General features: G+C 72.8%; 24 protein-coding genes. 17 read left to right on the top strand and 7 right to left on the bottom strand.

The window, feature by feature from the left end; all coding sequences use genetic code 11:
- Positions 1–3 precede the first annotated feature (3 nt).
- From priA to hisF, 3 genes are read left to right on the top strand one after another with little or no spacing between them, the layout of a single operon-like run.
- A complete protein-coding gene (gene priA, locus IPT68_RS09585) occupies positions 4–726 on the top strand; it encodes a bifunctional 1-(5-phosphoribosyl)-5-((5-phosphoribosylamino)methylideneamino)imidazole-4-carboxamide isomerase/phosphoribosylanthranilate isomerase PriA (RefSeq protein ID WP_189698955.1) in 723 nt (240 codons plus the stop codon).
- A gap of 16 nt (positions 727–742) precedes the next feature.
- Positions 743–1,147, top strand: a complete 405-nt coding sequence (locus IPT68_RS09580) for a RidA family protein (protein ID WP_189698954.1) — start codon at positions 743–745, stop codon at positions 1,145–1,147.
- Positions 1,144–1,899, top strand: coding sequence for an imidazole glycerol phosphate synthase subunit HisF (gene hisF, locus IPT68_RS09575; RefSeq protein WP_189698953.1), 756 nt, complete (start codon positions 1,144–1,146; stop codon positions 1,897–1,899). Before IPT68_RS09580 ends, hisF begins: the two co-directional genes overlap by 4 nt.
- A 22-nt stretch (positions 1,900–1,921) precedes the next feature.
- Here the strand turns inward: hisF and IPT68_RS09570 are convergent, their stop codons facing one another.
- The gene (locus tag IPT68_RS09570; RefSeq protein ID WP_189698952.1) at positions 1,922–2,557 is read right to left on the bottom strand and encodes a TIGR03085 family metal-binding protein; all 636 of its coding nucleotides are present in this window, start codon (positions 2,555–2,557) and stop codon (positions 1,922–1,924) included.
- An 82-nt stretch (positions 2,558–2,639) separates the two neighbouring features.
- Between IPT68_RS09570 and hisI the strand changes: the two genes are divergently transcribed.
- From hisI to lgt, 11 genes are all read left to right on the top strand, one after another.
- Entirely contained in the window at positions 2,640–3,005 is a 366-nt protein-coding gene (hisI, locus tag IPT68_RS09565) for a phosphoribosyl-AMP cyclohydrolase (RefSeq protein ID WP_189698951.1), read from the top strand.
- Between the two features lie 11 nt (positions 3,006–3,016).
- On the top strand, positions 3,017–4,519 hold the full coding sequence (locus IPT68_RS09560; protein WP_189698950.1) for an anthranilate synthase component I: 1,503 nt from the start codon (positions 3,017–3,019) through the stop codon (positions 4,517–4,519).
- A 51-nt stretch (positions 4,520–4,570) separates the two neighbouring features.
- The gene (locus tag IPT68_RS09555; RefSeq protein ID WP_189698949.1) at positions 4,571–5,221 is read left to right on the top strand and encodes a TIGR02234 family membrane protein; all 651 of its coding nucleotides are present in this window, start codon (positions 4,571–4,573) and stop codon (positions 5,219–5,221) included.
- 250 nt (positions 5,222–5,471) lie between these two features.
- The gene (locus IPT68_RS09550) at positions 5,472–5,753 is read left to right on the top strand and encodes an HGxxPAAW family protein (RefSeq protein ID WP_189698948.1); all 282 of its coding nucleotides are present in this window, start codon (positions 5,472–5,474) and stop codon (positions 5,751–5,753) included.
- Positions 5,754–5,850: 97 nt separating this feature from the next.
- A complete protein-coding gene (locus IPT68_RS09545) occupies positions 5,851–6,276 on the top strand; it encodes a DUF2752 domain-containing protein (protein WP_189698947.1) in 426 nt (141 codons plus the stop codon).
- Positions 6,277–6,463: 187 nt separating this feature from the next.
- Complete coding sequence (trpC, locus tag IPT68_RS09540; protein ID WP_189698946.1) at positions 6,464–7,273, top strand: indole-3-glycerol phosphate synthase TrpC; 810 nt, start codon at positions 6,464–6,466, stop codon at positions 7,271–7,273.
- A 22-nt stretch (positions 7,274–7,295) separates the two neighbouring features.
- Positions 7,296–7,511 (top strand): tryptophan biosynthesis modulator TrpM, encoded by a 216-nt coding sequence (gene trpM / locus IPT68_RS09535; RefSeq protein ID WP_194074071.1) that lies wholly within the window; start codon positions 7,296–7,298, stop codon positions 7,509–7,511.
- A 58-nt stretch (positions 7,512–7,569) separates the two neighbouring features.
- Complete coding sequence (gene trpB, locus IPT68_RS09530; RefSeq protein ID WP_189698945.1) at positions 7,570–8,853, top strand: tryptophan synthase subunit beta; 1,284 nt, start codon at positions 7,570–7,572, stop codon at positions 8,851–8,853.
- On the top strand, positions 8,850–9,668 hold the full coding sequence (gene trpA / locus IPT68_RS09525; RefSeq protein ID WP_189698944.1) for a tryptophan synthase subunit alpha: 819 nt from the start codon (positions 8,850–8,852) through the stop codon (positions 9,666–9,668). The genes trpB and trpA overlap by 4 nt, the downstream gene beginning before the upstream one ends.
- A 110-nt stretch (positions 9,669–9,778) precedes the next feature.
- Positions 9,779–10,552 carry a DsbA family protein gene (locus tag IPT68_RS09520; RefSeq protein ID WP_189698943.1) on the top strand — a complete coding sequence of 258 codons (774 nt, stop codon included), beginning with the start codon at positions 9,779–9,781 and terminating at the stop codon, positions 10,550–10,552.
- Positions 10,553–10,633: 81 nt separating this feature from the next.
- A complete protein-coding gene (gene lgt / locus IPT68_RS09515) occupies positions 10,634–11,584 on the top strand; it encodes a prolipoprotein diacylglyceryl transferase (protein ID WP_189698942.1) in 951 nt (316 codons plus the stop codon).
- 114 nt (positions 11,585–11,698) lie between these two features.
- Here lgt and IPT68_RS09510 read toward each other — a convergent pair whose 3' ends face one another.
- From IPT68_RS09510 to IPT68_RS09485, 6 genes are all read right to left on the bottom strand, one after another.
- The gene (locus IPT68_RS09510) at positions 11,699–12,526 is read right to left on the bottom strand and encodes an HpcH/HpaI aldolase/citrate lyase family protein (protein WP_189698941.1); all 828 of its coding nucleotides are present in this window, start codon (positions 12,524–12,526) and stop codon (positions 11,699–11,701) included.
- Positions 12,523–13,743 carry a CaiB/BaiF CoA transferase family protein gene (locus IPT68_RS09505; protein ID WP_189698940.1) on the bottom strand — a complete coding sequence of 407 codons (1,221 nt, stop codon included), beginning with the start codon at positions 13,741–13,743 and terminating at the stop codon, positions 12,523–12,525. Before IPT68_RS09505 ends, IPT68_RS09510 begins: the two co-directional genes overlap by 4 nt.
- Before the next feature lie 85 nt (positions 13,744–13,828).
- The gene (locus tag IPT68_RS09500; RefSeq protein WP_189698939.1) at positions 13,829–15,196 is read right to left on the bottom strand and encodes an ADP-ribosylglycohydrolase family protein; all 1,368 of its coding nucleotides are present in this window, start codon (positions 15,194–15,196) and stop codon (positions 13,829–13,831) included.
- Positions 15,184–16,359, bottom strand: coding sequence for an ADP-ribosylglycohydrolase family protein (locus IPT68_RS09495; protein WP_189698938.1), 1,176 nt, complete (start codon positions 16,357–16,359; stop codon positions 15,184–15,186). Before IPT68_RS09495 ends, IPT68_RS09500 begins: the two co-directional genes overlap by 13 nt.
- An 8-nt stretch (positions 16,360–16,367) precedes the next feature.
- Complete coding sequence (locus IPT68_RS09490) at positions 16,368–17,699, bottom strand: ADP-ribosylglycohydrolase family protein (protein WP_189698937.1); 1,332 nt, start codon at positions 17,697–17,699, stop codon at positions 16,368–16,370.
- Positions 17,696–18,742 carry an ADP-ribosylglycohydrolase family protein gene (locus IPT68_RS09485; RefSeq protein WP_194074069.1) on the bottom strand — a complete coding sequence of 349 codons (1,047 nt, stop codon included), beginning with the start codon at positions 18,740–18,742 and terminating at the stop codon, positions 17,696–17,698. The genes IPT68_RS09490 and IPT68_RS09485 overlap by 4 nt, the downstream gene beginning before the upstream one ends.
- A gap of 295 nt (positions 18,743–19,037) precedes the next feature.
- On the opposite strand from IPT68_RS09485, the gene IPT68_RS09480 reads away from it, so the two are divergent.
- The 3 genes from IPT68_RS09480 to IPT68_RS09470 all read left to right on the top strand — a co-directional run bounded on the left by IPT68_RS09480 (position 19,038) and on the right by IPT68_RS09470 (position 26,205).
- The gene (locus tag IPT68_RS09480) at positions 19,038–19,769 is read left to right on the top strand and encodes a VIT1/CCC1 transporter family protein (RefSeq protein ID WP_189698935.1); all 732 of its coding nucleotides are present in this window, start codon (positions 19,038–19,040) and stop codon (positions 19,767–19,769) included.
- Between the two features lie 375 nt (positions 19,770–20,144).
- A complete protein-coding gene (gltB, locus tag IPT68_RS09475) occupies positions 20,145–24,749 on the top strand; it encodes a glutamate synthase large subunit (protein ID WP_189698934.1) in 4,605 nt (1,534 codons plus the stop codon).
- Positions 24,742–26,205: a glutamate synthase subunit beta gene (locus tag IPT68_RS09470; protein ID WP_189698933.1), complete on the top strand. Its 1,464-nt coding sequence runs from the start codon at positions 24,742–24,744 to the stop codon at positions 26,203–26,205. Before gltB ends, IPT68_RS09470 begins: the two co-directional genes overlap by 8 nt.
- Positions 26,206–26,223 lie beyond the last annotated feature (18 nt).

The following is a 26,223-nucleotide window of genomic DNA, read 5'->3' as shown; positions in this document are numbered from 1 at the left end:
GACATGGCCAAGCTCGAACTCCTCCCCGCCGTCGACGTCCGCGACGGCCAGGCCGTCCGCCTCGTGCACGGCGAGTCCGGCACGGAGACCTCCTACGGCTCCCCCCTGGAGGCCGCCCTCACCTGGCAGCGGGCGGGCGCCGAGTGGCTGCACCTGGTCGACCTGGACGCCGCCTTCGGCACCGGCGACAACCGCGCGCTGATCGCCGAGGTCGCGAGGGCGATGGACATCAAGGTGGAGCTGTCCGGCGGCATCCGCGACGACGACACCCTCGCCGCCGCCCTCGCCACCGGCTGCACCCGCGTGAACCTCGGCACCGCGGCCCTGGAGACCCCCGAGTGGGTCGCCCAGGTCATCGCCGAGCACGGCGACAAGATCGCCGTCGGTCTCGACGTCCGCGGCACGACCCTGCGCGGACGCGGCTGGACCCGGGACGGCGGTGACCTCTACGAGACGCTGGAGCGCCTCGACAAGGAGGGCTGCGCCCGGTACGTCGTCACCGACATCGCCAAGGACGGCACCCTGCAGGGCCCCAACCTGGAGCTGCTGAGGAACGTGTGCGCGGCGACCGACCGCCCGGTCGTGGCCTCCGGCGGGGTCTCCTCGCTGGACGACCTGCGGGCCATCGCCGAGCTCGCGCCGCTCGGTGTCGAGGGCGCGATCGTCGGGAAGGCGCTGTACGCGAAGGCGTTCACCCTGGAAGAGGCCCTGGAGGCCACCTCTTGACGAAGGACACAGTGTCATGACGTCCGATGCCGTACGGCGGGTGCAGAGCGAAAGTCCCTGGGAGGAGTCCTTCGGTTTCTCACGCGCCGTAGCGGCGGGCGACCGGATCCTGGTGGGAGGCACGACGGCCTTCAAGGGCAGCGTGCTGTACGGGGAGGGCGACCCGTACGAGCAGGCCAAGGTGGCCTTCACCAGCGCCATCGAGGCGATCGCCGAGTTCGGGCTCGGTGTGGGGTCCGTGATCCGCACCCGGATGTACCTGACGCATCAACGGGACGTGGACGAGGTGGGCCGGGCCCACCAGGAACTCTTCGGCACGGTGCGCCCGGTGTCCACCCTCCTCGTGGTGGAGGGCTTCGTGGACCCGCGCATCCTGGTCGAAGTCGAAGTAGAGGCATGCAGAGGAGCCGAGCAGTCATGACCCTGGCGGTCCGAGTCATCCCCTGCCTGGACGTGGACAACGGCCGGGTCGTCAAGGGCGTCAATTTCCAGAACCTGCGCGACGCGGGCGACCCCGTCGAGATGGCCAAGGTGTACGACGCCGAGGGCGCCGACGAGCTGACGTTCCTGGACATCACCGCGTCCTCCGGCAACCGGGAGACCACCTACGACGTGGTGCGCCGCACCGCCGAGCAGGTGTTCATCCCGCTGACGGTCGGCGGCGGCGTGCGCACGGCCGAGGACGTGGACCGGCTGCTGCGCGCGGGCGCCGACAAGGTGGGCGTCAACACGGCGGCCATCGCCCGCCCCGACCTGATCCGGGAGATCGCCGAGCGGTTCGGCCGGCAGGTGCTGGTGCTGTCGGTGGACGCCCGCCGCACCGACTCGGGCTCCTTCGAGGTGACGACCCACGGCGGTCGCCGGGGCACCGGCATCGACGCCGTCGAGTGGGCGCACCGGGCCGCCGAGCTGGGCGCCGGCGAGATCCTGCTCAACTCGATGGACGCGGACGGCACCAAGGACGGCTACGACCTCGAGATGATCTCCGCCGTCCGCAAGCACGTCACCGTGCCGGTGATCGCCTCCGGCGGCGCGGGCCGGCTGGCCGACTTCCCGCCGGCCGTCGCGGCGGGCGCGGACGCCGTCCTCGCGGCCTCGGTGTTCCACTTCGGCGACCTGCGGATCGGCGAGGTGAAGGCGACGCTGCGCGCGGCGGGCCACCCCGTACGCTGACCCGGCTGCCCCGCCACCGCCCTCAGATGTCGAGCTGCCTGCCCTCGTCCAGTTTGGCGATGGCGTCCGCGTCGCCGTCCACGTCCACCTTGGCGGCGTCGCGCCGGCCGTAGACGTACAGCAGCAGCTCGGACGGCTCACCCGTCACCGTGACCACCGGGGTGCCGCGGTGGGCGACCGCCGTCTGGCCGTCGGGGCGGCGCAGCACCAGGCCCGTGGGCACGCCGCGGCCCATCAGCCGGGCGGTGCGCTCCAGCCGGGACCACAGGGCGTCCTGGAAGACCGGGTCGAGCTCGCGGCGCGTCCAGTCGGACTGGGCGCGGCGCACGTCCTCGGTGTGGACGTAGAACTCGATCGTGTTCGACACTTCGTCGATCTGCTTGAGCTGGAAGGGTGAGAACCGGGGCGGTCCGGTGCGGATGAGCTGGATCAGCTCCTCGTACGGCTTCGCCGCGTACTCCTCCATCACCTTCTCCAGGCGGGGCGCGAGCTGCTTGATCAGCACGCCGCCGGCGGCGTCCGGACGGCGCTCGCGCACGACCACGTGCGCGGCCAGGTCACGGGTCAGCCAGCCCTCGCACAGGGTCGGCGCCTCCGGACCGGCGGTCTCCAAGAGGTCGGCGAGAAGAAGCCGTTCACGCTTGGCAAAGGTCGACATGCAGAAAGCCTACGACCGGGTGTTCGTACCGCACAGTGGACGGCGCCCGGGACCGTCGGTGCGGCGCGGCACAATGGCACCCATGACCAGTAGCCCGCCCCCCAGCAGCCTCGCCCCCGACATCGCCGCGCGCTTGAAGCGCAGCGCCGACGGGCTCCTGCCCGCCATCGCCCAGCAGTACGACACCGGTGAGGTGCTGATGCTGGGCTGGATGGACGACGAGGCCCTGCACCGCACGCTGACGACGGGCCGCTGCACGTACTGGTCGCGCAGCCGCCAGGAGTACTGGGTCAAGGGCGACACCTCGGGACACGTCCAGTACGTGAAGTCCGTCGCCCTGGACTGTGACGCCGACACCGTGCTCGTCAAGGTCGACCAGGTGGGCGCCGCCTGCCACACGGGCGCCCGCACCTGCTTCGATTCCGACGTCCTGCCCCTGGGTCAGTAAGGTCGGCCGCCATGGACCTCGAGACGTTCCGCAAGCTGGCCACCGACCGCCGCGTCATCCCCGTGACCCGCAAGCTCCTGGCCGACGGCGACACCCCGGTCGGGCTGTACCGCAAGCTCGCCGCCGAACGCCCCGGCACCTTCCTGCTGGAGTCCGCGGAGAACGGCCGCTCCTGGTCCCGCTACTCGTTCGTGGGCGTCCGCAGCGCCGCCACGCTCACCGAGCGGGACGGCCGGGCGCACTGGCTGGGCGAGCCCCCCGTGGGCGTGCCCGTCGACGGCGACCCGCTGGCCGCCCTGCGCGCCACCATCGAGGCCCTGCACACGCCCCATCAGGACGGCATGCCGCCCTTCACCGGCGGCATGGTCGGCTACCTCGGCTACGACATCGTCCGCCGCCTGGAGAAGATCGGGCCCGGCGAGCGGGACGACCTGCGGCTGCCCGAGCTGACCATGCTGCTGACCAGCGACCTCGCGGTGATGGACCACTGGGAGGGCTCCGTCCTGCTGATCGCCAACGCGATCAACCACAACGACCTCGACACCGGCGTCGACGAGGCTTACGCGGACGCCGTGGCCCGCCTCGACGCCATGGAGGCCGACCTCACGCGCGCGGTGGCCCAGCCGCCCGCCGTGCTGCCACCCTCCGAGCTGCCGGAGTACAGCGCGCTGTGGGGCGGCGCCGACTTCCAGGCGGCCGTCGAGGACATCAAGGAGCGCATCCGGGCCGGCGAGGCCTTCCAGGTCGTACCGTCGCAGCGGTTCGAGACGCCCTGCACGGCGAGCGCGCTCGACGTCTACCGGGTGCTCCGGGCGACCAACCCCTCGCCGTACATGTACCTGCTCCGCTTCGACGGCTTCGACGTCGTCGGCTCCTCGCCCGAGGCGCTGGTCAAGGTCGAGGACGGGCAGGCGATGGTGCATCCCATCGCCGGCACCCGGCCCCGGGGCGCCACCCCGCAGGAGGACCAGACGCTGGCCGAGGAGCTGCTCGCCGACCCCAAGGAGCGCGCCGAGCACCTCATGCTGGTCGACCTCGGCCGCAACGACCTCGGACGGGTCTGCGAGCCCGGCTCGGTGGAGGTCGTCGACTTCATGTCCGTCGAGCGGTACTCGCACGTGATGCACATCGTCTCCACGGTCACCGGCCGGGTCGCGGCCGGCCGCACCGCGTTCGACGTGCTGACGGCCTGCTTCCCCGCGGGCACCCTCTCCGGCGCGCCGAAGCCGCGCGCCATGCAGATCATCGACGAACTGGAGCCGTCCCGGCGCGGGTTGTACGGCGGCTGCGTCGGCTACCTCGACTTCGCCGGCGACTCCGACACCGCCATCGCCATCCGCACCGCCCTGCTGCGCGACGGCACCGCGTACGTGCAGGCGGGCGCCGGCATCGTCGCCGACTCCGACCCGGTCGCCGAGGACACGGAGTGCCGCAACAAGGCGGCGGCGGTCCTGCGCGCGGTGCACACGGCGAACCGGCTGGAACCGCAGGAGACGAACGATCCGGCGCAATAGGGCGCTTCTCACGTGAACCCGGGTGACTGTTGACTCCGACGGCAGGCGATAGTGGAGTACGTGACTGCTGCTCCTCACCCCCGTCCCGAAGCCTCCGGACCCGCGCGCGCCGGACGCCTGAGTCTCGCCCTGGCCCTGCTCAGCGGTGCGCTCGGCGCGGCCCTGGCGTTGCTGGCCACCCGTCAGCAGTGGTCGGAGGGCACCGCGACGGTGGCCGGCGGCTCCTTCCCGCTGACCGCCATGGGCAGTGACGTCACCGGCGTCCCCGCCGCCCTCGCCATAGTGGGTTTGGCCGCGCTCGTCGCCGTCTTCGCCGTGCGCCGGGCCGGCCGGCTCATCGTGGCCGGGCTGCTCACGCTGTGCGGTGCCGGCACCGTCGCCGCGGCCCTGGCCGGCGCCTCCGACAGCTCCGCGCTCGACGAGAAGGCCGCGCAGGCCTCCGGCGACACCTCCGCCACCGTGGCCGCCCTCACCCACACCCCGTGGCCGTACGCCGCGGCCGTGGGCGGCGCCCTCATCCTGCTGGCCGGGCTGCTCGCCCTGCGCTACGGCCACCTGTGGCCCGCGATGTCCGGCCGCTACGAGCGCGGCGGCGCCCCCCGCGCCCGCCGCAGCGCCGCGGCCGTGGACCCCGACCGGCCCGAGGACCTCTGGAAGGCCCTGGACCGCGGCGAGGACCCGACCGGGACCGGCCCGGCGTAGGGGCCCGCCCGGTGTCGGCGGCCCGCTGAGGTGCCGCCACGGGCGACTGGTCGTCCGGGGCGCCGTCACGGCTGGTCGCGCGGTCACCCGTCCCCCAAGGGGCGTCATCGGACCCGCACGCCACCCGCCCCGATGTGGCGAAACAGACGCACCTGGAATCGGCCCCAGGCGCACGGCACGCGCACGCGTACGGGACAATGAACGACGAGCGTCAGGCTCACCCACTGCATACGGCAACGAGGAGCAAGCAATGGCGGACAGCAGCCACGGGCACGGTCACACCCCCGCCGCCTGGACCGGTGTCATCGTCACCTTCATCGGTTTCTGCGTCGCGGGCGCCTTCATGGTGATGGACAACCCGCTCGGCTTCTGGGGCGGCATGGTGATCGTGCTCCTGGGCGGTGTCATCGGCCTGATCATGCGCGCGATGGGCCTGGGCGCCCCCAAGGCGCAGCCCCTTCGGATGTCGTCCTCCGCGAAGCAGCCCGCGCGGAAAGTGACCACGCGCGAGCCGGTCGCCGCCGAGAGCTGATCCGTTCCGCACGGCAGACCGCCACGACCCGGTCGAGGGGCGGCCCGGCACGACGCCGGGCCGCCCCTCGCGTGCGTCCACACCCGGGCCGGGCACAATGCGGGACATGAACGCCGACAGCCGCGGCACCGCCGCGAGACGGCTGGCCGCCCCCGCCGGCGTCCTCGCGGCCGTCGCCACCGCCTTCGCCTACGTGGGCGCCGTCGACCCCAACGAACCCGGCCACTACCCCGTCTGCCCGCTGCTGCGGTTCACCGGCCTGTACTGCCCCGGCTGCGGAGGCCTGCGCAGCGCGCACGCCGTCGTGCACGGCGACCTCCCGGCGGCGCTGCACGCCAACGCGATCGCCGTCGCCGGCTGGCTGCTCCTCGCCGTCCTGTGGACCGTCTGGGTGGTCCGCGCGGCCCGCGGCCGCCCGGTGCGCCTCGACCCGCGGCCGGCGCACCTGTGGACCGCGGGCGCGTTGCTGCTGCTCTTCACGGTTGTCCGGAACCTGCCCATCGGTGGCTGGCTCCGCCCTTGATCAACTGGCCCATGTCCAGGTAGTGGGACCGGCGTCAACCGGATGCGAGGCCTACGCCCCGCTCCGGATACCATCGCAGTGACCACAGGTTTCGCCCCCGGTCACCCTCCGGCCCCGGCCCGAGGAACGGGCCGCGGACCGGGACCGAGCGCTGTAGCAGTCAACCGTCTGGAAGGGGGCCACTCGCGTGAGTGTGCTCGACGAGATCATCGACGGAGTCCGTGCCGACCTCGCGGAGCGGCAGGCGCGCGTGAGCCTCGACGAGCTCAAGGAGCGCGCGGCGAAGGCCCCCGCGGCCAAGGACGGACTGGCCGCCCTGCGCGGCGAGGGCGTCAAGGTGATCTGCGAGGTCAAGCGGTCCAGCCCCTCCAAGGGCGCGCTGGCCGCGATCGCCGACCCGGCCGGTCTCGCCGCGGACTACGAGGCGGGCGGCGCGGCCGTCATCTCCGTCCTCACCGAGCAGCGCCGCTTCGGCGGCTCCCTCGCCGACCTGGAGGCGGTCCGCGCGCGCGTGGACATCCCCGTGCTGCGCAAGGACTTCATCGTCACCTCGTACCAGCTGTGGGAGGCCCGGGCGTACGGCGCCGACCTCGCGCTGCTGATCGTCGCGGCCCTGGACCAGCCCGCCCTGGAGTCCCTGATCGAGCGGGCGGTGTCCATCGGGCTCACCCCGCTCGTCGAGGTGCACGACGAGGACGAGGTCGACCGCGCGGTCGACGCGGGCGCCAAGCTCATCGGCGTCAACGCGCGCAACCTGAAGACGCTGGAGGTCGACCGCGGCACCTTCGAGCGCGTCGCGCCGGAGATCCCGGAGGGCGTCGTCAAGGTCGCCGAGTCCGGCATCCGCGGCCCGCACGACCTGATCGCCTACGCCAACGCGGGCGCCGACGCCGTTCTGGTCGGCGAGTCCCTCGTCACCGGCAAGGACCCCAGGACGGCGGTGTCCGACCTGGTGGCCGCGGGCGCCCACCCCGCACTGCGGCACGGCCGGGGCTGACCCGCCGGTAGGCTTGGCCACGATGACGACCACGACGACGACCCCGGACCGGCATGCCCGCCTCGCGCGCGGCTGCCGCCCGCGCGGCTGCCGCGCCCCCGCCCGCCGGGTGCACGGCCGCCGGGTCCGTTACGTCATCGGTGACGAACCGGGCCAGGTGAACGGACGTCGATGGCAGCGCCTCCTCGGGGGCGCCGGGAACCGTGCGACGAGCCGCACACGGCCCGCAGCCGACTGACATCCCTGCCCCCCACGGCGAACAGTGTCGTTCCACACACTCACCGTGAGGTTTCCGCATGCCCAGCGAGTTCTTCGTTCCCGACCCCGAGGGCCGGGTCCCCAGCGCCGACGGCTACTTCGGCGCGTTCGGCGGCAAGTTCATCCCGGAGGCGCTCGTCGCCGCCGTGGACGAGGTCGCCGTCGAGTACGACAAGGCCAAGGCAGACCCCGAGTTCGCCCGCGAGCTCGACGAGCTGCTCGTCCACTACACCGGCCGCCCGAGCGCCCTCACCGAGGTGCCCCGGTTCGCCCGGCACGCCGGTGGCGCCCGCGTCTTCCTCAAGCGGGAGGACCTCAACCACACCGGTTCCCACAAGATCAACAACGTGCTCGGCCAGGCCCTGCTCACCCAGCGCATGGGCAAGACCCGCGTCATCGCCGAGACCGGCGCCGGCCAGCACGGTGTCGCCACGGCCACCGCCTGCGCGCTCTTCGGCCTCGAGTGCACCATCTACATGGGCGAGATCGACACCCGGCGCCAGGCCCTCAACGTGGCCCGGATGCGCATGCTCGGCGCCGAGGTCGTCGCCGTGAAGTCCGGCAGCCGCACGCTGAAGGACGCCATCAACGAGGCCTTCCGCGACTGGGTCGCCAACGTCGACCACACCCACTACCTGTTCGGCACCGTCGCCGGCCCGCACCCCTTCCCCGCCATGGTCCGCGACTTCCACCGCGTGATCGGCGTCGAGGCGCGCCGCCAGCTCCTGGAGCGCGCCGGCCGCCTCCCGGACGCCGCCATCGCCTGCGTCGGCGGCGGATCCAACGCCATCGGCCTGTTCCACGCCTTCATCCCGGACACGGACGTCCGCCTGATCGGCTGCGAGCCCGCCGGGCACGGCGTGGAGACCGGCGAGCACGCGGCCACCCTGACCGCGGGCGAGCCCGGCATCCTGCACGGTTCGCGGTCGTACGTCCTCCAGGACGAGGAAGGCCAGATCACCGAGCCGTACTCGATCTCGGCCGGACTCGACTATCCCGGCATCGGCCCCGAGCACTCCTACCTCAAGGACACCGGCCGCGGCGAGTACCGCGCCGTCACCGACGACGCCGCGATGCAGGCCCTGCGGCTGCTGTCGCGGACCGAGGGGATCATCCCGGCCATCGAGAGCGCCCACGCGCTCGCCGGCGCCCTGGAGGTCGGGCGCGAGCTGGGTCCGGACGGACTGATCGTGGTCAACCTGTCGGGCCGCGGCGACAAGGACATGGACACCGCCGCCCGCTACTTCGGCCTGTACGACACCGACGCCGAGGTCGCCGCGGACGCGGCCGACACCGCCGAGATCGAGGGGGACGCCAAGTGAGCGGGAACATCCGGCTGCTGAGCGACACCCTGGCCGCGGCCAGGTCCGAGGGGCGCTCCGCCCTCATCGCCTACCTGCCGGCCGGGTTCCCGACCGTGGACGGGGGCATCGAGGCGATCAAGGCCGTCCTCGACGGCGGCGCCGACGTCGTGGAGGTCGGGCTGCCGCACAGCGACCCCGTGCTCGACGGCCCGGTCATCCAGACCGCCGACGACATCGCCCTGCGCGGCGGCGTCAGGATCGCGGACGTCATGCGCACGGTCCGCGAGGCGTACGAGGCCACCGGCAAGCCGATCCTCGTCATGACCTACTGGAACCCCATCGACCGCTACGGCGTCGAGCGCTTCACCGCCGAGCTCGCCGAGGCGGGCGGCGCCGGCTGCATCCTGCCCGACCTGCCCGTGCAGGAGTCGGCGCTGTGGCGCGAGCACGCCGAGAAGCACGGCCTGGCGACGGTCTTCGTCGTGGCTCCGAGCAGCAAGGACGAGCGGCTCGCGCAGATCACCACGGCGGGCAGCGGCTTCGTGTACGCCGCCTCGTTGATGGGCGTCACGGGCACCCGCGAGTCCGTCGGCGCGCAGGCCCGGGGCCTGGTCGAGCGCACCCGCGCCACCGGCACGGACCTGCCGGTCTGCGTCGGGCTCGGCGTCTCCGACGCGGCGCAGGCCGCCGAGGTGGCCGGCTTCGCCGACGGCGTGATCGTCGGCTCGGCGTTCGTCAGGCGGATGCTGGACGCGCCGGACGACGCGGCCGGTGTCGAGGCGGTCCGCGCGCTCGCGGGTGACCTGGCGAAGGGCGTGCGCGGACAGGCGTAGCGAGCCGGAAACCCCCACGGGTACCCATCGGGAAGTCATACGGGTCCCTCGTCCGGGTGGACTCGCGACCGGGGAGGCGCGGTGCGCCTCCCCGGTTCGTTCTGCGGGGTGTGAGCGAGAACAACCGTGACGGAAAGCGCACCGCCCGGGAGCGGCTGGCGGTCGAGCGTGAGAAGCAGAAGGCCGCGGAGAAGCGCCGACGGGCACTGATCGTGGGCGCGGCGGTGGTGGGCGTCCTCGGCCTGGCGGCGGTGATCGGGGTGGTCGCCGCGAACGCCGGCAAGGACGACCAGGGCAGCGCGGGCCCGGTCGTGGCGCCCTCGGGGGCCAACGGCGAGGAGAACCTCGCCATCCCGGTCGGCAAGGACACCGCCAAGTCGACGCTCACGGTCTGGGAGGACTTCCGCTGCCCGGCCTGTCAGTCCTTCGAGAAGACCTACCGCTCGACGATCCACGAGCTGACCGACGCCGGCCAGCTGCGAGTGGAGTACCGGCTGGCCACGATCATCGACGGCAACATGGGCGGCAGCGGCTCGCGCAACGCGGCGAACGCCGCCGCCTGCGCGCAGGACCTGGGCCGGTTCACGCCGTACCACGACGTGCTCTACGACAACCAGCCGCCGGAGACCGACGACGCCTTCTCGGACGACGCGAAGCTGATCGAGCTGGCCGGGAAGGTCGACGGCCTGAACACCCCCGCGTTCCGCACGTGCGTCGAGGACGGCACGCACGACGGCTGGGTCGACAAGTCCAACGAGGCCTTCGGCAAGGGCGGCTTCACCGGCACGCCGACCGTGCTGCTCAACGGCAAGAACATCTTCCAGGACCAGACGATGACGCCCGACAAGCTCAAGCAGCAGGTGCAGGAGACCGCGCGGGGATGAGGCGCGGGCCCGGCCCGTTATGGAGCCGTAGCCGGGCTGCCCGGCACCGGGCCCGCCCGGCACGGTAGCGTCGACCTTGCCATGGAACTTGCCTACATCCCCAGCCCGTCGCGCGGAGTGCTGTACCTCGGCCCCATCCCGCTGCGCGGCTACGCGTTCTGCATCATCCTCGGCGTCTTCGTAGCCGTGTGGTACGGCAACAAGCGCTGGATCGCCCGCGGCGGCCGGTCCGGCACTGTGGCCGACATCGCGGTCTGGGCGGTGCCGTTCGGCCTGGTCGGCGGCCGGCTCTACCACGTGATCACGGACTACGAGCTGTACTTCAGCGAGGGCCGTGACTGGGTGGACGCCTTCAAGATCTGGGAAGGCGGCCTCGGCATCTGGGGCGCGATCGCCCTCGGTGCGGTCGGCGCGTGGATCGGCTGCCGGCGGCGGGGCATCCCGCTGCCCGCGTACGCCGACGCCGTCGCGCCCGGTATCGCCCTCGCGCAGGCCATCGGACGCTGGGGCAACTGGTTCAACCAGGAGCTGTACGGGCGGGAGACCGACCTTCCCTGGGCGCTGCACATCACGTCCACCGCGGACGGGCGGGTGCCGGGGTACTACCACCCGACGTTCCTGTACGAGTCGCTGTGGTGCGTCGGTGTCGCGGTGCTGGTGATCTGGGCCGACCGCCGGTTCAACCTCGGTCACGGCCGGGCGTTCGCGCTGTACGTCGCCTCGTACTGCGCGGGCCGGTTCTGGATCGAGTACATGCGGGTCGACGACGCCCACCACATCCTGGGGCTGCGGCTGAACAACTGGACCGCGCTGTTCGTCTTCCTGCTGGCGGTGACCTACATCGTGCTGTCCGCCAGGAAGCGGCCGGGGCGCGAGGCCGTGGTGGAGCCGGGCGCCCCCGGCGATGAGGCCGAGGCCGACGCTGCTGCCGGGGACGACGCGGCCGACGAAGCCGACGTCGCCGACGGTGAGGCCGCGGAAAAGACGTCCGAGGCCGCCGACGACGCCGGGGCGGCGACGAAGAAGACGTGACGGCCGGTCGTACGTCGGCGAGGGCGCCCGGAGTTCTCCGGGCGCCCTCGCCGTCTGCCGGCCAGTGGTTCCGGTGATCCGGCGCCGTGGGGCCGCGCCGTGACGGTGGGGCGGTCAGGGGCGGTGGGCGAGGGTCATGGTGCGGGTCGCTTCGGTGACCACCGCCGCGTCGATGAACGTGCCGTCCGGGAGGGCCTGGGCCGACCTGTTCGTGGCCGCCGCCTCCAGGATGGCCTCGGCCTTGTCGATCTCCTCCTGGGTGGGGAGGTAGGCCCGTTCGATGACCGGGAGTTGCCGGGGGTGGATGGCGGCCCGGCCCAGGAAGCCCAGCGCGCGGCCGTGGGCGCAGGTCGCCGCCAGGCCGTTCAGGTCGCGGACGTCCGGGTGTACCGACTGCGGCGGCGGGGCGAGGGCCGCCGCCCTGGCCGCGTTGACGACGCGGGAGCGAGGCCAGTCCAGGCCGCTGTCCGACCGCAGGCCCAGGTCGGCCCGCAGGTCGGCCTCGCCCAGGGAGATGCCGTGCAGGGCGGGGTGGGCGGAGGCGATGGCGTAGGCGTGCTCGACGGCGAGCGCCGATTCCAGCAGGGCGTACAGGGGTGGACGTCTGCCGTCGGCGCCCGTCCGCTCCGCCGTGTCCGTGACGTCGCGGGGACACGTCACCTTCGGCAGGCGCAGGCCCGAGACGCCGGGCAGGGCGGCCAGCGTCTTCAGGTCCGTGTCGGCCCACGGGGTGGACAGGGCGTTCACCCGCACGTGGACCGGGGTGGGGTGGTGCGGCTCGGACAGGAGTTCCGCGGTGGCGGCACGGGCGTAGTCCTTGCGGTCGGGGGCGACCGCGTCCTCGAGGTCGACCACGACGACGTCGGCGCCCGCGGCGAGCGCCTTGAGGACCACGTCGGGGCGGTCACCGGGGGCGTACAGCCAGGTCAGGGCAGTGGTCACAGGGCGCCCTCCGCGCGGAGGGCGGTCAGTTCGGCGGGGGTCAGGCCCAGTTCGGCGAGGACCTCTTCGGTGTCCGCGCCGTGCGGGCGGCCCGCCCAGCGGATCGAGCCGGGCGTGGCGGACAGGCGGAAGAGGACGTTCTGCATGCGCAGGGCGCCGAGGTCGGGGTCGTCGACGGTGGTGATGGTGTCCAGGGCCGCGTACTGGGGGTCGGTCATCACGTCGCGCACGTCCTGGACCGGGGCCACCGCGGCCTCCGCCTTCTCGAAGGCCGCCAGCACCTCGTCGCGGGTGCGTTCGGCGATCCAGCCGCCGACCGCCTCGTCGAGGACGTCAGCGTGGCGGGCGCGGTCGACGCCGGTGGCGAACCAGGGCTCGTCGATCAGGTCGGGACGGCCGACCAGGCGCATCACGCGTTCGGCGACGGACTGGGCCGAGGTCGAGACGGCGACCCAGCTGCCGTCGGCCGTGCGGTAGGTGTTGCGCGGGGCGTTGTTCTGGGAGCGGTTGCCGGTGCGGGGCTGGACGTGGCCGAGCTGGTCGTACCAGAGGGGGTGCGGGCCCAGCACGGTGAGGATCGGTTCGATGATCGCCATGTCGACGACCTGGCCGTCGCCGGTGGTGTCGCGGGCGGCGAGGGCGGTCATCACGGCGTACGCCGTGGCCAGTCCGGCGATGGAGTCGGCGAGGCCGAAGGGCGGGAGGGTCGGCGGGGCGTCGGGTTCGCCGGTGATCGCGGCGAAGCCGCTCATCGCCTCGGCGAGGGTGCCGAAGCCGGGACGGTGGGCGTAGGGGCCGAACTGGCCGAAGGCGGTGACGCGGGTCAGGATCAGGCGGGGGTTCGCGGCGGACAGTTCCGGCCAGCCGAGGTCCCACTTCTCCAGGGTGCCGGGGCGGAAGTTCTCGATGACGACGTCCGCGGTGGCGGCCAGGCGCAGCAGGGTGGACCGCCCGCCGGGCTTGGACAGGTCGAGAGTGATCGTGCGCTTGTTGCGGCCGAGGTGCTTCCACCACAGGCCGATGCCGTCCTTGGCGGGGCCGTGGCCGCGGGAGGGGTCGGGCCGCGTGGGGTGCTCGATCTTGACGACCTCCGCGCCGAAGTCGCCGAGGTGGGTGGCGGCGAGGGGGCCGGCGAAGAGGGTGGCCATGTCCAGCACGCGGAGGCCGGCGAGGGGGGCGGGCCGTGTGGGGGCGGCGGTGGGGGACGGCGTGGTCATCGCGTGCACGGGGCCTCGATTCCTGAGCGGTACGGCATGGCGGCGGAGGCGGCTTCGCGGTGGACGGAGGGGACGGCGACACGGGTCATGGCCGGATCGCCTCCCGGTGGGTGAGCCGGGCCGGTGTGTCGAAGCCGGTGCCGTCGAAGTCCGCGACGGAGGTGGCCAGACGGTTCTTGAGAGGGGTCGTCCAGCGCTCGGGGAGGGCGGTGGGGGCACCGGCGAGGAGTGCGGCGACGCTGCCGGCCGTGGCCCCGTTGGAGTCGGTGTCCCAGCCGCCGGACACCGCGCGGCAGATGGAGCCGTTGAAGTCGCCGTCGGCGTGGGTGAGCGCGGCGGCGATCAGGGCGGTGTTGGGGACGGCGTGCACCCAGTGGTAGCCGGCGTGGCGGGCGTGGAGCTCGTCCACGACCGTGTCGAAGTCCTCGTGCGTCTCGGCCAGTCGGACGGCGTGGCGGACGGCCTCGGCCAGACGGGAGTGCGGCGGGACGACGGTGAGACCGGTGCGCAGACTGGTGTGGACGTCGGCGGTGCCGGTGGCCGCGGCCGCAATGGTGGCGGCGGTGAACATCGCGGCGTAGACGCCGTTCGCGGTGTGCGTGAAGGTGGCGTCCCGGTGGGCCTGTTCGGCCGCGGCGGCGGGGTCGCCGGGGTTGGTCCAGCCGTGGACGTCGGCGCGGATCAGGGCGCCGATCCACTCGCGGAAGGGGTTGCGGTGGCGGGCGGTGTGCGGGGGCTCGATGCCGGTGAGCAGGTTGCGGTAGGCGACGCGTTCGGCGGTGAAGGTGCGGCCCGCGGGGAGTTCGTCGAGCCAGACGGTGGCCACGTCCGCGGTGGTGAAGCTCCGGGTGTGGCGTTGCAGCAGGAGGAGGTTGAGCAGGGGGTAGTTGAGGTCGTCGTCCTCGGGCATGCCGTCGATGTTCTCGGCGAGCGAGGTGCCGGCCGAGCGGCGGTTCCAGGGGTGGGCGTCGAGGAGCGGCTGGGGGACTCCCCGGGCGGTGAAGTAGGCGTTCAGCGGCCAGTTGCCGGTGGCCCGGGCGAGCCGGCGGATGCCGGTGAGGGGGAGTTTCTCGACCGGCTTGCCGAGCAGACAGCCGACGGCCCGGCCCAGCCAGGCGGCGTGCAGGCGCGACTGAAGATCGGCCGGGGGGCCGGGAACACGGTCCGGCGCCGGCCAGTGCGGGCACAGGGACCTGATCCGCGCCAGGGCCGTCGGCTCCCGGTCCGCCAGCCCGCTCGGCAGGTCCGCCAGTTCGTCCAGCAGGTCCTCCGCCAGCTGGCGCAGATAGCGGGAGGCCGGTTGCGGTGAGGCGCCCGCGCGGGCCGGGGCCTCGGGGCCGCCCGCCGCCTGCCAGCGCTTCTCGACGGCGGTCGGACGGCGGCCGTCCTGGTGCGCCTGGCGCAGTTCGTGGCCGATCAGGTCCTCGGGCTGGACCCAGGTCAGGCGGAGCATGCGGTGCCTCCCAACGCGGTGAACAGCTGCTCGTGGGCACGGCGCCGGCGTACGTCCCGCCGGAAGATCTCCGTCGTGACCTCGCCGAGCGTGCGCGCCGGCTCCCACAGGTCCAGCCGGCTGGCCTCCGCCACCGCCTTCGACCACTCCTCGGGGACCGGTGAGCCGAGGGCCCCGGCCAGCGCGCCCGCCATCGTGGCGATCGAGTCGCAGTCGCGTCCGTAGTTCACCGAGCCGAGGACGGCGTGGCGGTAGTCGCCGCCCGCGACCAGCAACATGCCCAGCGCGACGGGGAGTTCCTCGATCGAGTGCAGCCGGGACGGGCGGCGGGCACCGAGCGAGGGGGACCGGTAGTCGGGGCCGACCGTGTCGAAGGGGGCCACCGCCTCCCGCAGCGGCGCCAGGGCCGACTCGAAGTCCGTGTGACGGGAGGCCACTTCGCACACCGCCTCGATCGCGGCCCGCGTGCCGTCCTTGGCCGACTCCAGGCTCGCCGTCACCACCGACTCCGGTGTCGCCGCGGGGGTGCACGCCGCGGCCACCGCCGCCGCGAAGACGCCCGCCGCCTCACGGCCGTACGACGACTGGTGCGCGCCCGCCACGTCCAGCGCCTCGGCGTACGCGCCCGCCGGATTGGCCGCGTTGACCAGGCCGACCGGGGCCATGTACATCGCGGCACCGCAGTTGACGATGTTGCCGACGCCGGCCTCCCGGGGGTCGACATGGCCGTAGTGGAGCCGGGCCACCAGCCACTTCTCCGCCAGGAAGATCCGGTGCAGGGGCAGGGCCTCCGACTCCAGCTCCGGGATCCAGCGCGGCGCGCCGATCAGGTCCGGGACCAGGTGCTCGGCGACGGCGTAGGCGTCGAGGTGGTCGCGGACCTGGGCGTAGACCCGCACCAGCGCGTGCGTCATCAACGTGTCGTCGGTGACGTGGCCGTCGCCCTTGTGGTACGGGGCGATGGGGCGGGCGGTGCGCCACGCGTCGCCGTTCCAGGGGCCGACGATGCCGTGGACGCGGCCACCGTGGCGTTCGGCGATCTGGTCGGGGGAGTAGCCCTCGACAGGACCGCCGAGCGCGTCGCCGACGGCCGCGCCGACGAGGGCGCCGGTGATCCGGTCGTGGAGGGAGTCTGCTCGGCTTTCTTCTCCTTTGGGGGTCATGAGCCGAATCATCCCCCTGGCGGGGCCGGTTGTGCGGCTTCCAGGAGTTCGGCGAGTTCCACGAGGTCGGTGCCGGTGAGGCGGGGCAGTGCGCAGCCGGAGAGGTGGCGGCAGGTGTCGCGCCAGGACGCCGGGATCGACGCGCCGCCGCCGAGCGCGCCGGTGAGGGCGCCCACGAGGGCCGGGGCCGAGTCCGCGACGCGGGAGAGGCAGGCCGCCGCGGGGACCGCCTCCGCGATCCTGCCGTGGGAGGCGAGGGTCAGGGCGAGGGCCACCGGGACCGTCTCGGCGGCGGCGATGCCGTAGCTGTAGACGTGGTCCACGATCTGGTGTTCCAGGAGGGGGATCAGCGCGAAGGCGCTGACGGCGTCCGCCGCGAGCGTCAGGGCGTGCCGCGCGTTGCGGCCGATCTCCGTCTCCTCGGGCAGTTCGGCGAGCGCCGCCGTCACGCAGGCGTGCGGATCCGCGCCGGCGAGGGCGAGACAGACGGCGGCGGCCATCGCGCGGGCGCCGTGCACGCCGTCGCCGTCCTGGGTGTAGCGGGCGTCGAACTCGGCGAGCGACGCGGCGAGCGCGGGGTCGCCGGGGTGGGCCACGGCCAGCACGCACGCCCGGACGCAGGCCGCGTCGTCGAAGTAGTGCGGGTTGTCGTGGCCGGTGGCGGGCGGGCGCAGGCCGGCGGCGAGGTTGCCGAGGCCGGCCCGGACGGAGATGCGGGCGCGCAGGGGGAGTACGGCGGACTCGACCTCGGGGGCGCGTTCGGCTGCCGCCGCGACCTCGCCGGCGACGGCGTTCCAGGTGAGGTCGATGGCGGCGCGTACCCGGCGTTCCCGGCTGAGATCGCCGAGGGCGGTGTCGTCGCCGGCGCGCAGGAGCGCCTCCGCGGCGAACGCCGCCCACTCGGCGTCGTCGGAGGGGCCGAGGCGGAGGGGCTCTGGGGGCTGGTTGAGGGCGATGGGGACGGGGAGGGTGGTCGTCGCGTTGTGCTCGGCGAAGGTGTCGAGTTCGCGGGTGAGGCGGCGGGTCCACTCGGGCATGCGGGCGGCCCGGTGGCGGGCGGCGGGCCAGCCGGCGGCGTCGCCTGCGGCGAGGCCCAGGAGGAGGCCTTCGACGGGGCGGGTGCGGGGGCGGGTGCCGGTGCGCTGTTCGGTGGCCTCGGCTTCGCCTTCGGCCGTGTGGGTCCCGCCCGCACCACCCGTGCGGCTTTCGTGTGGCCCCTGTGGGGGGTGCCCGCCGTCGGCGGCCGCGGGTGTGGTGTGTGGGGGGTCGGACCGGAGGGGGGTCGGGGTGACGTCCAGGGTCATGGGGCTCGTCTCGTCCCACGGGGCGGGGGGCGTCATCGGATCGCCTCGCCCGGTGCCACGGCCCCGGCGCGCCGCGGCCGGTCGTCCTCCGGTGTCAGCAGGTCCGCCACCTCCAGGACGTGGTGGCCGGCCATCGACGGCAGACAGCTGCCCCGTGCCGGGCCGATCGCCGCCGCCCACTCCTGCGGAATCGCGGACTCGCCCTGCGTCGCGCCCGCCAGGGCGCCCGCGACGGCGGCGGTCGTGTCGGCGTCGCGGCCCATGTTGACGGCCGTGAGCACCGCGTCCTTGAAGTCGCCGTCGGCCGCGGCGTACGCGCCGAAGGCCAGGGCGACCGCCTCGGGCGCCAGGTCGGTCCACGGGTAGCCGCCGATGACCACGGCGGAGCGCACCGCGCGTTCGCCGCGGTGGGCGACGGCGACGGCGCGGCGCAGGGAACGGGCGGTCCAGGAGTCGTCCGGCACGACGGCCAGGGCGGAGGCGACCACGGCGGTGGCCGGGGCGCCCGCCATGGCCGCCGCCACCCCGGCCGCGACCGCCTGGCCGCCGTAGATGCCTTCGCCGTCGTGGCTGACCGAGCCGTCGATCGCGACCAGGCGCGCCGCCTCGGCGGGGCGGCCCGCGGCGAACACCCCGAAGGGCGCGGCGCGCATGGCGAGGCCGTCGCTCCAGGCGTGGCGGTGCTGGGCGGAGATCGGGGCGGCGAGGCCGCGGCGGAGGTTCTCCAGGGTGCCCCGCTCGCTGAAGCCCGCGCCCCGGAACTGACCCTCGGCACGGTCCGCGATCCAGGTGTGCCAGGCGGCCTCCACACGGGCGGGAGTGAGGGCGGAGCCGTGCCGGGCGAGCAGCAGACCCGAGAAGATCGCGTACTCGGTGTCGTCCGTGCCCGAGGGGCGGTCGGTGACGTAACCGGTGACGCGGCCCCAGCGGGCGCGGATCTCGGACGGCTTCATGTTCTCGGCGGGGGCGCCCAGGGCGTCGCCGACGGCGAGGCCGAGCAGGGCGCCGCGGGCCCGGGCGCGGAGGTCGGCGGCGTCACCGGGGGCCGGGACCGAGGGAACGCGGGCGATCGATGGCATCGCGGCCTCTCCTTACGGGGCTCTCGCAGAAGCGCCTCGGTGCCTTGCGCTCAAGGAACCTCTCAAGGCGCGGAACCCTTTGCGGAACTGTCCCCGGTGCGGTGCGCGGCGCAGCCTCGGGAGCCTCAGCGTCACCCGGTCGACATATGAGCGGTCTCGTATGCGGATGAGCGAAAAACGGTAAAACCGCAGGTTAGCCCAGCCTTTCCTTGCTGGCGGGGGAGGAATGCGCGACGTAGTCTGGTCGCTGTCGAAAAGTAGACCTCATCCAAATAAGCCTCATGGGGGGACAGGTATGGCCATCATCGAGACCGAGGCGGCGCTGCACGAGGCGCACCGCGACAACCACACGCACCGGGATGTGAACGGCGGCTGGCTGCGCCCGGCCGTCTTCGGCGCGATGGACGGGCTGGTCTCGAACCTCGCACTGATGACCGGTGTCGCGGGTGGCGCGGTCAGTCAGCAGACCATCGTCCTGACCGGGCTCGCGGGCCTCGCCGCCGGTGCCTTCTCCATGGCCGCCGGTGAGTACACCTCGGTGGCCTCGCAGCGCGAGCTGGTCGAGGCCGAGCTGGACGTCGAGCGGCGCGAGCTGCGCAAGCATCCCCAGGACGAGGAGGCCGAGCTCGCCCGGCTCTACGAGAGCCGAGGTGTCGAGCCGGGCCTGGCCCGTGAAGTGGCCCGGCAGCTGTCCAGCGATCCCGAGCAGGCGCTGGAGATCCACGCCCGCGAGGAACTGGGCGTCGACCCCCGGGACCTGCCGTCACCGCTGGTCGCCGCGGTGTCGAGCTTCGGCTCCTTCGCGCTGGGCGCCCTGCTTCCCGTACTGCCGTATCTGCTCGGCGCGACCGCGCTGTGGCCGGCGGTGCTGCTCGCGCTGCTCGGACTGTTCGGATGCGGTGCCGTGGTGGCCAGGGTGACCGCGCGGACCTGGTGGTACAGCGGGCTCAGGCAGCTGGCGCTCGGCGGCGCGGCGGCCGGTGTGACGTACGCCCTGGGCAGCCTGTTCGGAACGGCCGTAGGATAGGTGCGCCCGGACTTATGCGTTGGGCCGCATAAGTAGCCGTTACGTGCTGGTTTCGAGACCGCGACCGCCGGGCATGAGCCGTAAGCGCTGTGGGCAATGAGGCCTCCGGCGCACTCGCGGGGCGAGCGACGCTGCTCGCCTCTACCGGGCCGCCGGACATCGATCTGTCCGCCCCGGCCCCCACAGATCCTTGCCGCCGAGTCGCGGTGCCTTCGCTGCGTCACCCCGCGCGAAGTCCGCATGTTGGAACGGACTATCCGGTTCCCGAGAACCGCTCCATCATGTAACCTGCACGAAATTTTGAGCTCACGCAGAGGGCCAGCGTCGTCCCTCGGCACATGCACATGCACATGCCACTTGACGACGGGAGAGCCGATGCGTACTCCGCGCCAGCCGTCCCAGCAGCCCACGAATGGCCAGAACTGGTCGTTCATGGATGCTCGCCCTGCTGCGCAGGGTATGTACGACCCCCGCAACGAGCACGACGCCTGCGGCGTCGGCTTCGTGGCCACCCTCACCGGCGAGGCGAGCCATGCGCTGGTCGAGCAGGCGCTCACGGTGCTGCGGAACCTGGAGCACCGCGGGGCCACCGGCTCCGAGCCGGACTCCGGAGACGGCGCGGGCATCCTCGCCCAGGTGCCGGACGCCTTCTTCCGTGAGGTGGCCGGATTCGCTCTACCGCAGGCCGCTGGTTACGCCGTCGGCATCGCCTTCCTGCCGCTGGACGGCACCGACGAGGCCGTCTCGCAGATCGAGGCGATCGCGGCCGAGGAGGGCCTCACCGTCCTGGGCTGGCGCGAGGTGCCCGTCGCCCCCGAGCTGCTCGGCGCCACCGCGCGCTCCACGATGCCCGCCTTCCGGCAGATCTTCGTCGCCGACGGCGGCGAGACGCCCGCGACGGGCATCGCCCTCGACCGCAAGGCCTTCCTGCTGCGCAAGCGCGCCGAGCGCGAGGCCGGTGTCTACTTCCCGTCGCTGTCCGCGCGGACGATCGTCTACAAGGGCATGCTGACCACGGGCCAGCTGGAGCCGTTCTTCCCGGACCTGTCCGACCGCCGGTTCGCCTCCGCGATCGCGCTCGTGCACTCCCGGTTCTCCACCAACACGTTCCCGTCGTGGCCGCTGGCGCACCCGTACCGCTTCGTCGCGCACAACGGTGAGATCAACACCGTCAAGGGCAACCGCAACTGGATGCGCGCCCGTGAGTCGCAGCTCCACAGCGAGCTGTTCGGCTCCCAGGAGAAGCTGGAGCGGATCTTCCCGGTCTGCACCCCGGACGCCTCCGACTCGGCGTCCTTCGACGAGGTGCTCGAACTGCTGCACCTCGGCGGCCGTTCGCTCCCGCACTCCGTGCTGATGATGATCCCGGAGGCGTGGGAGAACCACGACTCCATGGACCCGGCCCGGCGCGCCTTCTACCAGTTCCACTCCACGATGATGGAGCCTTGGGACGGTCCCGCCTGCGTCACCTTCACCGACGGCACCCAGGTCGGCGCCGTCCTCGACCGCAACGGCCTGCGCCCCGGCCGGTACTGGGTCACCGACGACGGCCTCGTCGTCCTCGGCTCCGAGGTCGGCGTCCTCGACATCGACCCCGCGAAGGTCGTCCGCAAGGGCCGCCTCCAGCCCGGCCGCATGTTCCTCGTCGACACCGCCGAGCACCGGATCATCGAGGACGACGAGATCAAGGCGACCCTCGCCGCCGAGCACCCCTACGCCGAGTGGCTGGACGCCGGTGAGATCGAGCTGGGCGACCTGCCCGAGCGCGAGCACATCGTGCACACGCACGCCTCGGTCACCCGCCGCCAGCAGACCTTCGGCTACACCGAGGAGGAGCTGCGCGTCATCCTGGCGCCGATGGCCAAGGCCGGCGCCGAGCCGATCGGCTCCATGGGCACCGACTCGCCGATCGCGGCCCTCTCCGAGCGCCCGCGGCTGCTCTTCGACTACTTCACCCAGCTGTTCGCGCAGGTCACCAACCCGCCGCTGGACGCGATCCGCGAGGAGCTGGTCACGTCGCTGCGCAGCTCGCTGGGCCCGCAGGGCAACCTGCTGGAGCCCACGGCCGCGTCCTGCCGGAGCGTCGTGCTGCCCTTCCCGGTGATCGACAACGACGAACTGGCCAAGCTCATCCACATCAACGCCGACGGCGACATGCCCGGCATGAAGGCCGCCACGCTGTCCGGCCTCTACCGGGTCGGCGGCGGCGGCGACGCCCTCGCCGCGCGTATCGAGGAGATCTGCGCCGAGGCCGACGCCGCGATCGACAACGGCGCCCGGCTGATCGTGCTCTCCGACCGGCACTCGGACGCCGAGCACGCGCCGATCCCGTCGCTGCTGCTCACCGCGGCCGTCCACCACCACCTCATCCGCACCAAGCAGCGCACCCACGTGGGCCTGCTGGTCGAGGCCGGTGACGTCCGCGAGGTCCACCACGTCGCCCTGCTCATCGGCTACGGCGCCGCCGCCGTCAACCCGTACCTGGCGATGGAGTCCGTCGAGGACCTGGTCCGCGCGGGCACCTTCCTGCCCGGCATCGAGCCCGAGAAGGCCATCCGCAACCTGATCTACGCGCTCGGCAAGGGCGTGCTGAAGGTCATGTCCAAGATGGGCATCTCCACCGTCGCCTCCTACCGCGGCGCCCAGGTCTTCGAGGCCGTCGGTCTCGACGAGGCCTTCGTGGAGAAGTACTTCAACGGCACCGCCACCAAGATCGGCGGCGTCGGCATCGACGTCATCGCCCAGGAGGTCGCCGCCCGCCACGCCAAGGCCTACCCGGCCTCCGGCATCGCCCCGGCGCACCGCGCGCTGGACATCGGCGGCGAGTACCAGTGGCGCCGCGAGGGCGAGCCGCACCTGTTCGACCCGGAGACGGTCTTCCGCCTCCAGCACTCCACGCGCTCCGGCCGCTACGACATCTTCAAGAAGTACACCGAGCGCGTGAACGAGCAGTCCGAGCGCCTGATGACGCTGCGCGGCCTGTTCGGCTTCAAGTCCGACCGGCAGCCGATCCCCGTCGAGGAGGTCGAGCCGGTCTCCGAGATCGTCAAGCGCTTCTCCACGGGCGCCATGTCGTACGGCTCCATCTCCAAGGAGGCGCACGAGACCCTCGCCATCGCCATGAACCAGCTGGGCGGCAAGTCCAACACCGGTGAGGGCGGCGAGGACCCGGAGCGCCTGTACGACCCGGTGCGCCGCTCGTCCATCAAGCAGGTCGCCTCCGGCCGCTTCGGTGTGACCAGCGAGTACCTGGTCAACTCCGACGACATCCAGATCAAGATGGCCCAGGGCGCCAAGCCCGGCGAGGGCGGCCAGCTGCCCGGCCACAAGGTCTACCCGTGGGTCGCCAAGACGCGTCACTCGACGCCCGGCGTGGGCCTGATCTCCCCGCCGCCGCACCACGACATCTACTCCATCGAGGACCTGGCCCAGCTGATCCACGACCTGAAGAACGCCAACCCCCAGGCGCGCATCCACGTCAAGCTGGTCTCCGAGGTCGGCGTCGGCACGGTCGCCGCGGGGGTGTCCAAGGCGCACGCGGACGTGGTGCTGATCTCCGGCCACGACGGCGGCACCGGCGCCTCCCCGCTCACCTCGCTGAAGCACGCGGGCGGCCCCTGGGAGCTGGGCCTCGCCGAGACCCAGCAGACCCTGCTGCTCAACGGCCTGCGCGACCGGATCGTCGTGCAGACCGACGGCCAGCTGAAGACCGGCCGTGACGTCGTCATCGCCGCGCTGCTCGGGGCCGAGGAGTTCGGCTTCGCGACCGCGCCGCTCGTCGTCTCCGGCTGCGTCATGATGCGCGTCTGCCACCTGGACACCTGCCCGGTCGGCATCGCCACCCAGAACCCGACCCTGCGGGACCGGTTCACCGGCAAGGCCGAGTACGTGGTGAACTTCTTCCGGTTCATCGCCGAGGAGGTCCGCGAGCTGCTGGCCGAGCTGGGCTTCCGCTCCATCGAGGAGGCCGTCGGCCACGCCGAGGCCCTCGACGTCACGCGGGCCGTCGACCACTGGAAGGCGCAGGGCCTGGACCTGGAGCCGCTGTTCCACGTGCCCGACCTGCCCGAGGGCGCCGTGCGACACCAGCTCGTCGCCCAGGACCACGGCCTGGAGAAGGCGCTCGACAACGAGCTGATCCGCCTCGCCTCCGACGCGCTGGCCGCGAATTCCGCCACCGACGCCCAGCCGGTGCGCGCCCAGGTCGCGATCCGCAACATCAACCGCACGGTCGGCACCATGCTCGGCCACGAGGTGACGAAGAAGTTCGGCGGCGCGGGCCTGCCCGACGACACCATCGACATCACCTTCACCGGCTCCGCCGGCCAGTCCTTCGGCGCCTTCGTCCCGCGCGGCGTCACGCTGCGCCTGGAGGGCGACGCCAACGACTACGTCGGCAAGGGACTGTCGGGCGGCCGTGTGATCGTCCGTCCGGACCGGGGTGCGGACCACCTCGCCGAGTACAGCGTCATCGCGGGCAACACCCTCGCGTACGGCGCGACCGGCGGCGAGATGTTCCTGCGCGGCAAGGTCGGCGAGCGCTTCTGCGTCCGCAACTCCGGCGCGCTGGTCGTCTCCGAGGGCGTGGGCGACCACGGCTGCGAGTACATGACCGGCGGCCAGGCGGTGGTGCTCGGCGAGACGGGCCGCAACTTCGCGGCCGGCATGTCCGGCGGTGTCGCCTACGTCATCGACCTCGACCGCGACAACGTCAACGTCGGCAACCTGGACTCCGTCGAGGCGCTCGACGACACCGACAAGCAGTGGCTGCACGACGTGGTGCGCCGCCACCAGGAGGAGACCGGCTCCACCGTCGCCGGGAAGCTCCTGGCCGAGTGGGACACGGCGGTCGACCGCTTCAGCAAGATCATCCCCAGCACGTACAAGGCAGTGCTCGCCGCCAAGGACGCCGCCGAGCGAGCCGGTCTCTCCGAGTCCGAGATCACCGAGAAGATGATGGAGGCGGCGATCAATGGCTGACCCGAAGGGCTTTTTGAACCACGGCCGCGAGGTCGCCAGGTCCCGTCCGGTCGACGAGCGCGTCAGGGACTGGAACGAGGTCTACGTTCCCGGCTCCCTGCTGCCGATCATCAGCAAGCAGGCCGGCCGGTGCATGGACTGCGGCATCCCGTTCTGCCACAACGGCTGTCCGCTGGGGAACCTGATCCCCGAGTGGAACGACTACGCCTACCGCGAGGACTGGGCCGCCGCGTCCGAGCGCCTGCACGCCACGAACAACTTCCCGGAGTTCACGGGCCGCCTGTGCCCCGCCCCGTGCGAGTCGGCGTGTGTGCTCGGCATCAACCAGCCGCCGGTCACCATCAAGAACGTCGAGGTCTCGATCATCGACAAGGCGTGGGAGACCGGGGACGTCGCCCCGCAGGTCCCCGAGCGACTGTCCGGCAAGACGGTCGCGGTGATCGGCTCGGGCCCGGCGGGCCTGGCGGCCGCCCAGCAGCTGACCCGCGCCGGCCACACCGTCGCCGTCTACGAGCGCGCGGACCGTGTCGGAGGCCTCCTCCGTTACGGCATCCCCGAGTTCAAGATGGAGAAGCGGCACATCAACCGCCGTATCGAGCAGATGCGCGCGGAGGGCACCCGCTTCCGCACGGGCATCGAGATCGGCCGCGACCTGAAGGCCACGGACCTGAAGAAGCGGTACGACGCGGTCGTCATCGCCGCGGGTGCCACGACCGCCCGTGACCTCCCGGTCCCCGGCCGTGAACTCAAGGGCGTCTACCAGGCGATGGAGTACCTGCCGCTGGCCAACAAGGTCCAGGAGGGCGACTACGTCACCGCCCCGATCTCCGCCGAGGGCAAGCACGTCGTCGTCATCGGCGGCGGCGACACCGGCGCCGACTGCGTGGGCACCGCCCACCGCCAGGGCGCGGCCTCGGTCACCCAGCTGGAGATCATGCCCCGCCCGGACGACGAGCGGGACGCGGTGCGCCAGCCCTGGCCGACCTTCCCGATGCTCTACAAGGTCACGTCCGCGCACGAGGAGGGCGGCGAGCGGGTCTACTCCGTGTCCACCACCCACTTCGAGGGCGACGAGGACGGCAACGTCCAGTGGCTGCACCTGACCGAGGTCGAGTTCGTCGACGGCAGGCTGACCCCGAAGCCGGGCACCGAGCGGAAGATCCCCGCCCAGCTGGTCACGCTGGCGATGGGCTTCACCGGCACCGACCGCGACAACGGCCTGGTCGAGCAGTTCGGCCTGGACCTCGACGAGCGGGGCAACATCGCCCGCGACGCCGACTTCCAGACCAACGTGCCGGGCGTGTTCGTCGCCGGCGACGCCGGCCGCGGCCAGTCCCTCATCGTGTGGGCGATCGCGGAGGGCCGCTCGGCCGCCCGCGGGGTCGACCGCTTCCTCACGGGCGTCAGCGACCTGCCGGCCCCGATCCGCCCGACGGACCGCGCGCTGGCGGTCTGATCGACTCGACAGACGTCC

The sequence above is a fragment of the Streptomyces chromofuscus genome, assembly GCF_015160875.1.
GTDB classification, from domain to species: Bacteria; Actinomycetota; Actinomycetes; order Streptomycetales; family Streptomycetaceae; genus Streptomyces; species Streptomyces chromofuscus.
Note: the sequence above shows the minus strand (reverse complement) of the source record. Positions and strands in the feature narration are given on the sequence as shown.

Excerpts from the sequence above, each read along its gene's own strand:
- IPT68_RS09470 (WP_189698933.1), top strand. The coding sequence starts at position 24,742 with ATGGCTGACCCGAAGGGCTTTTTGAACCACGGCCGCGAGGTCGCCAGG.
- gltB (WP_189698934.1), top strand. The coding sequence starts at position 20,145 with ATGCGTACTCCGCGCCAGCCGTCCCAGCAGCCCACGAATGGCCAGAAC.
- IPT68_RS09570 (WP_189698952.1), bottom strand. The coding sequence starts at position 2,557 with ATGTCGACCTTTGCCAAGCGTGAACGGCTTCTTCTCGCCGACCTCTTG.
- trpB (WP_189698945.1), top strand. The coding sequence starts at position 7,570 with ATGCCCAGCGAGTTCTTCGTTCCCGACCCCGAGGGCCGGGTCCCCAGC.
- priA (WP_189698955.1), top strand. The coding sequence starts at position 4 with ATGGCCAAGCTCGAACTCCTCCCCGCCGTCGACGTCCGCGACGGCCAG.
- IPT68_RS09545 (WP_189698947.1), top strand. The coding sequence starts at position 5,851 with ATGCGGGACATGAACGCCGACAGCCGCGGCACCGCCGCGAGACGGCTG.
- IPT68_RS09550 (WP_189698948.1), top strand. The coding sequence starts at position 5,472 with ATGGCGGACAGCAGCCACGGGCACGGTCACACCCCCGCCGCCTGGACC.
- IPT68_RS09480 (WP_189698935.1), top strand. The coding sequence starts at position 19,038 with ATGGCCATCATCGAGACCGAGGCGGCGCTGCACGAGGCGCACCGCGAC.
- hisI (WP_189698951.1), top strand. The coding sequence starts at position 2,640 with ATGACCAGTAGCCCGCCCCCCAGCAGCCTCGCCCCCGACATCGCCGCG.
- hisF (WP_189698953.1), top strand. The coding sequence starts at position 1,144 with ATGACCCTGGCGGTCCGAGTCATCCCCTGCCTGGACGTGGACAACGGC.
- IPT68_RS09505 (WP_189698940.1), bottom strand. The coding sequence starts at position 13,743 with ATGACCACGCCGTCCCCCACCGCCGCCCCCACACGGCCCGCCCCCCTC.
- IPT68_RS09485 (WP_194074069.1), bottom strand. The coding sequence starts at position 18,742 with ATGCCATCGATCGCCCGCGTTCCCTCGGTCCCGGCCCCCGGTGACGCC.
- trpM (WP_194074071.1), top strand. The coding sequence starts at position 7,296 with ATGACGACCACGACGACGACCCCGGACCGGCATGCCCGCCTCGCGCGC.
- IPT68_RS09580 (WP_189698954.1), top strand. The coding sequence starts at position 743 with ATGACGTCCGATGCCGTACGGCGGGTGCAGAGCGAAAGTCCCTGGGAG.
- IPT68_RS09495 (WP_189698938.1), bottom strand. The coding sequence starts at position 16,359 with ATGACCCCCAAAGGAGAAGAAAGCCGAGCAGACTCCCTCCACGACCGG.
- IPT68_RS09500 (WP_189698939.1), bottom strand. The coding sequence starts at position 15,196 with ATGCTCCGCCTGACCTGGGTCCAGCCCGAGGACCTGATCGGCCACGAA.
- IPT68_RS09560 (WP_189698950.1), top strand. The coding sequence starts at position 3,017 with ATGGACCTCGAGACGTTCCGCAAGCTGGCCACCGACCGCCGCGTCATC.
- lgt (WP_189698942.1), top strand. The coding sequence starts at position 10,634 with ATGGAACTTGCCTACATCCCCAGCCCGTCGCGCGGAGTGCTGTACCTC.
- IPT68_RS09490 (WP_189698937.1), bottom strand. The coding sequence starts at position 17,699 with ATGACGCCCCCCGCCCCGTGGGACGAGACGAGCCCCATGACCCTGGAC.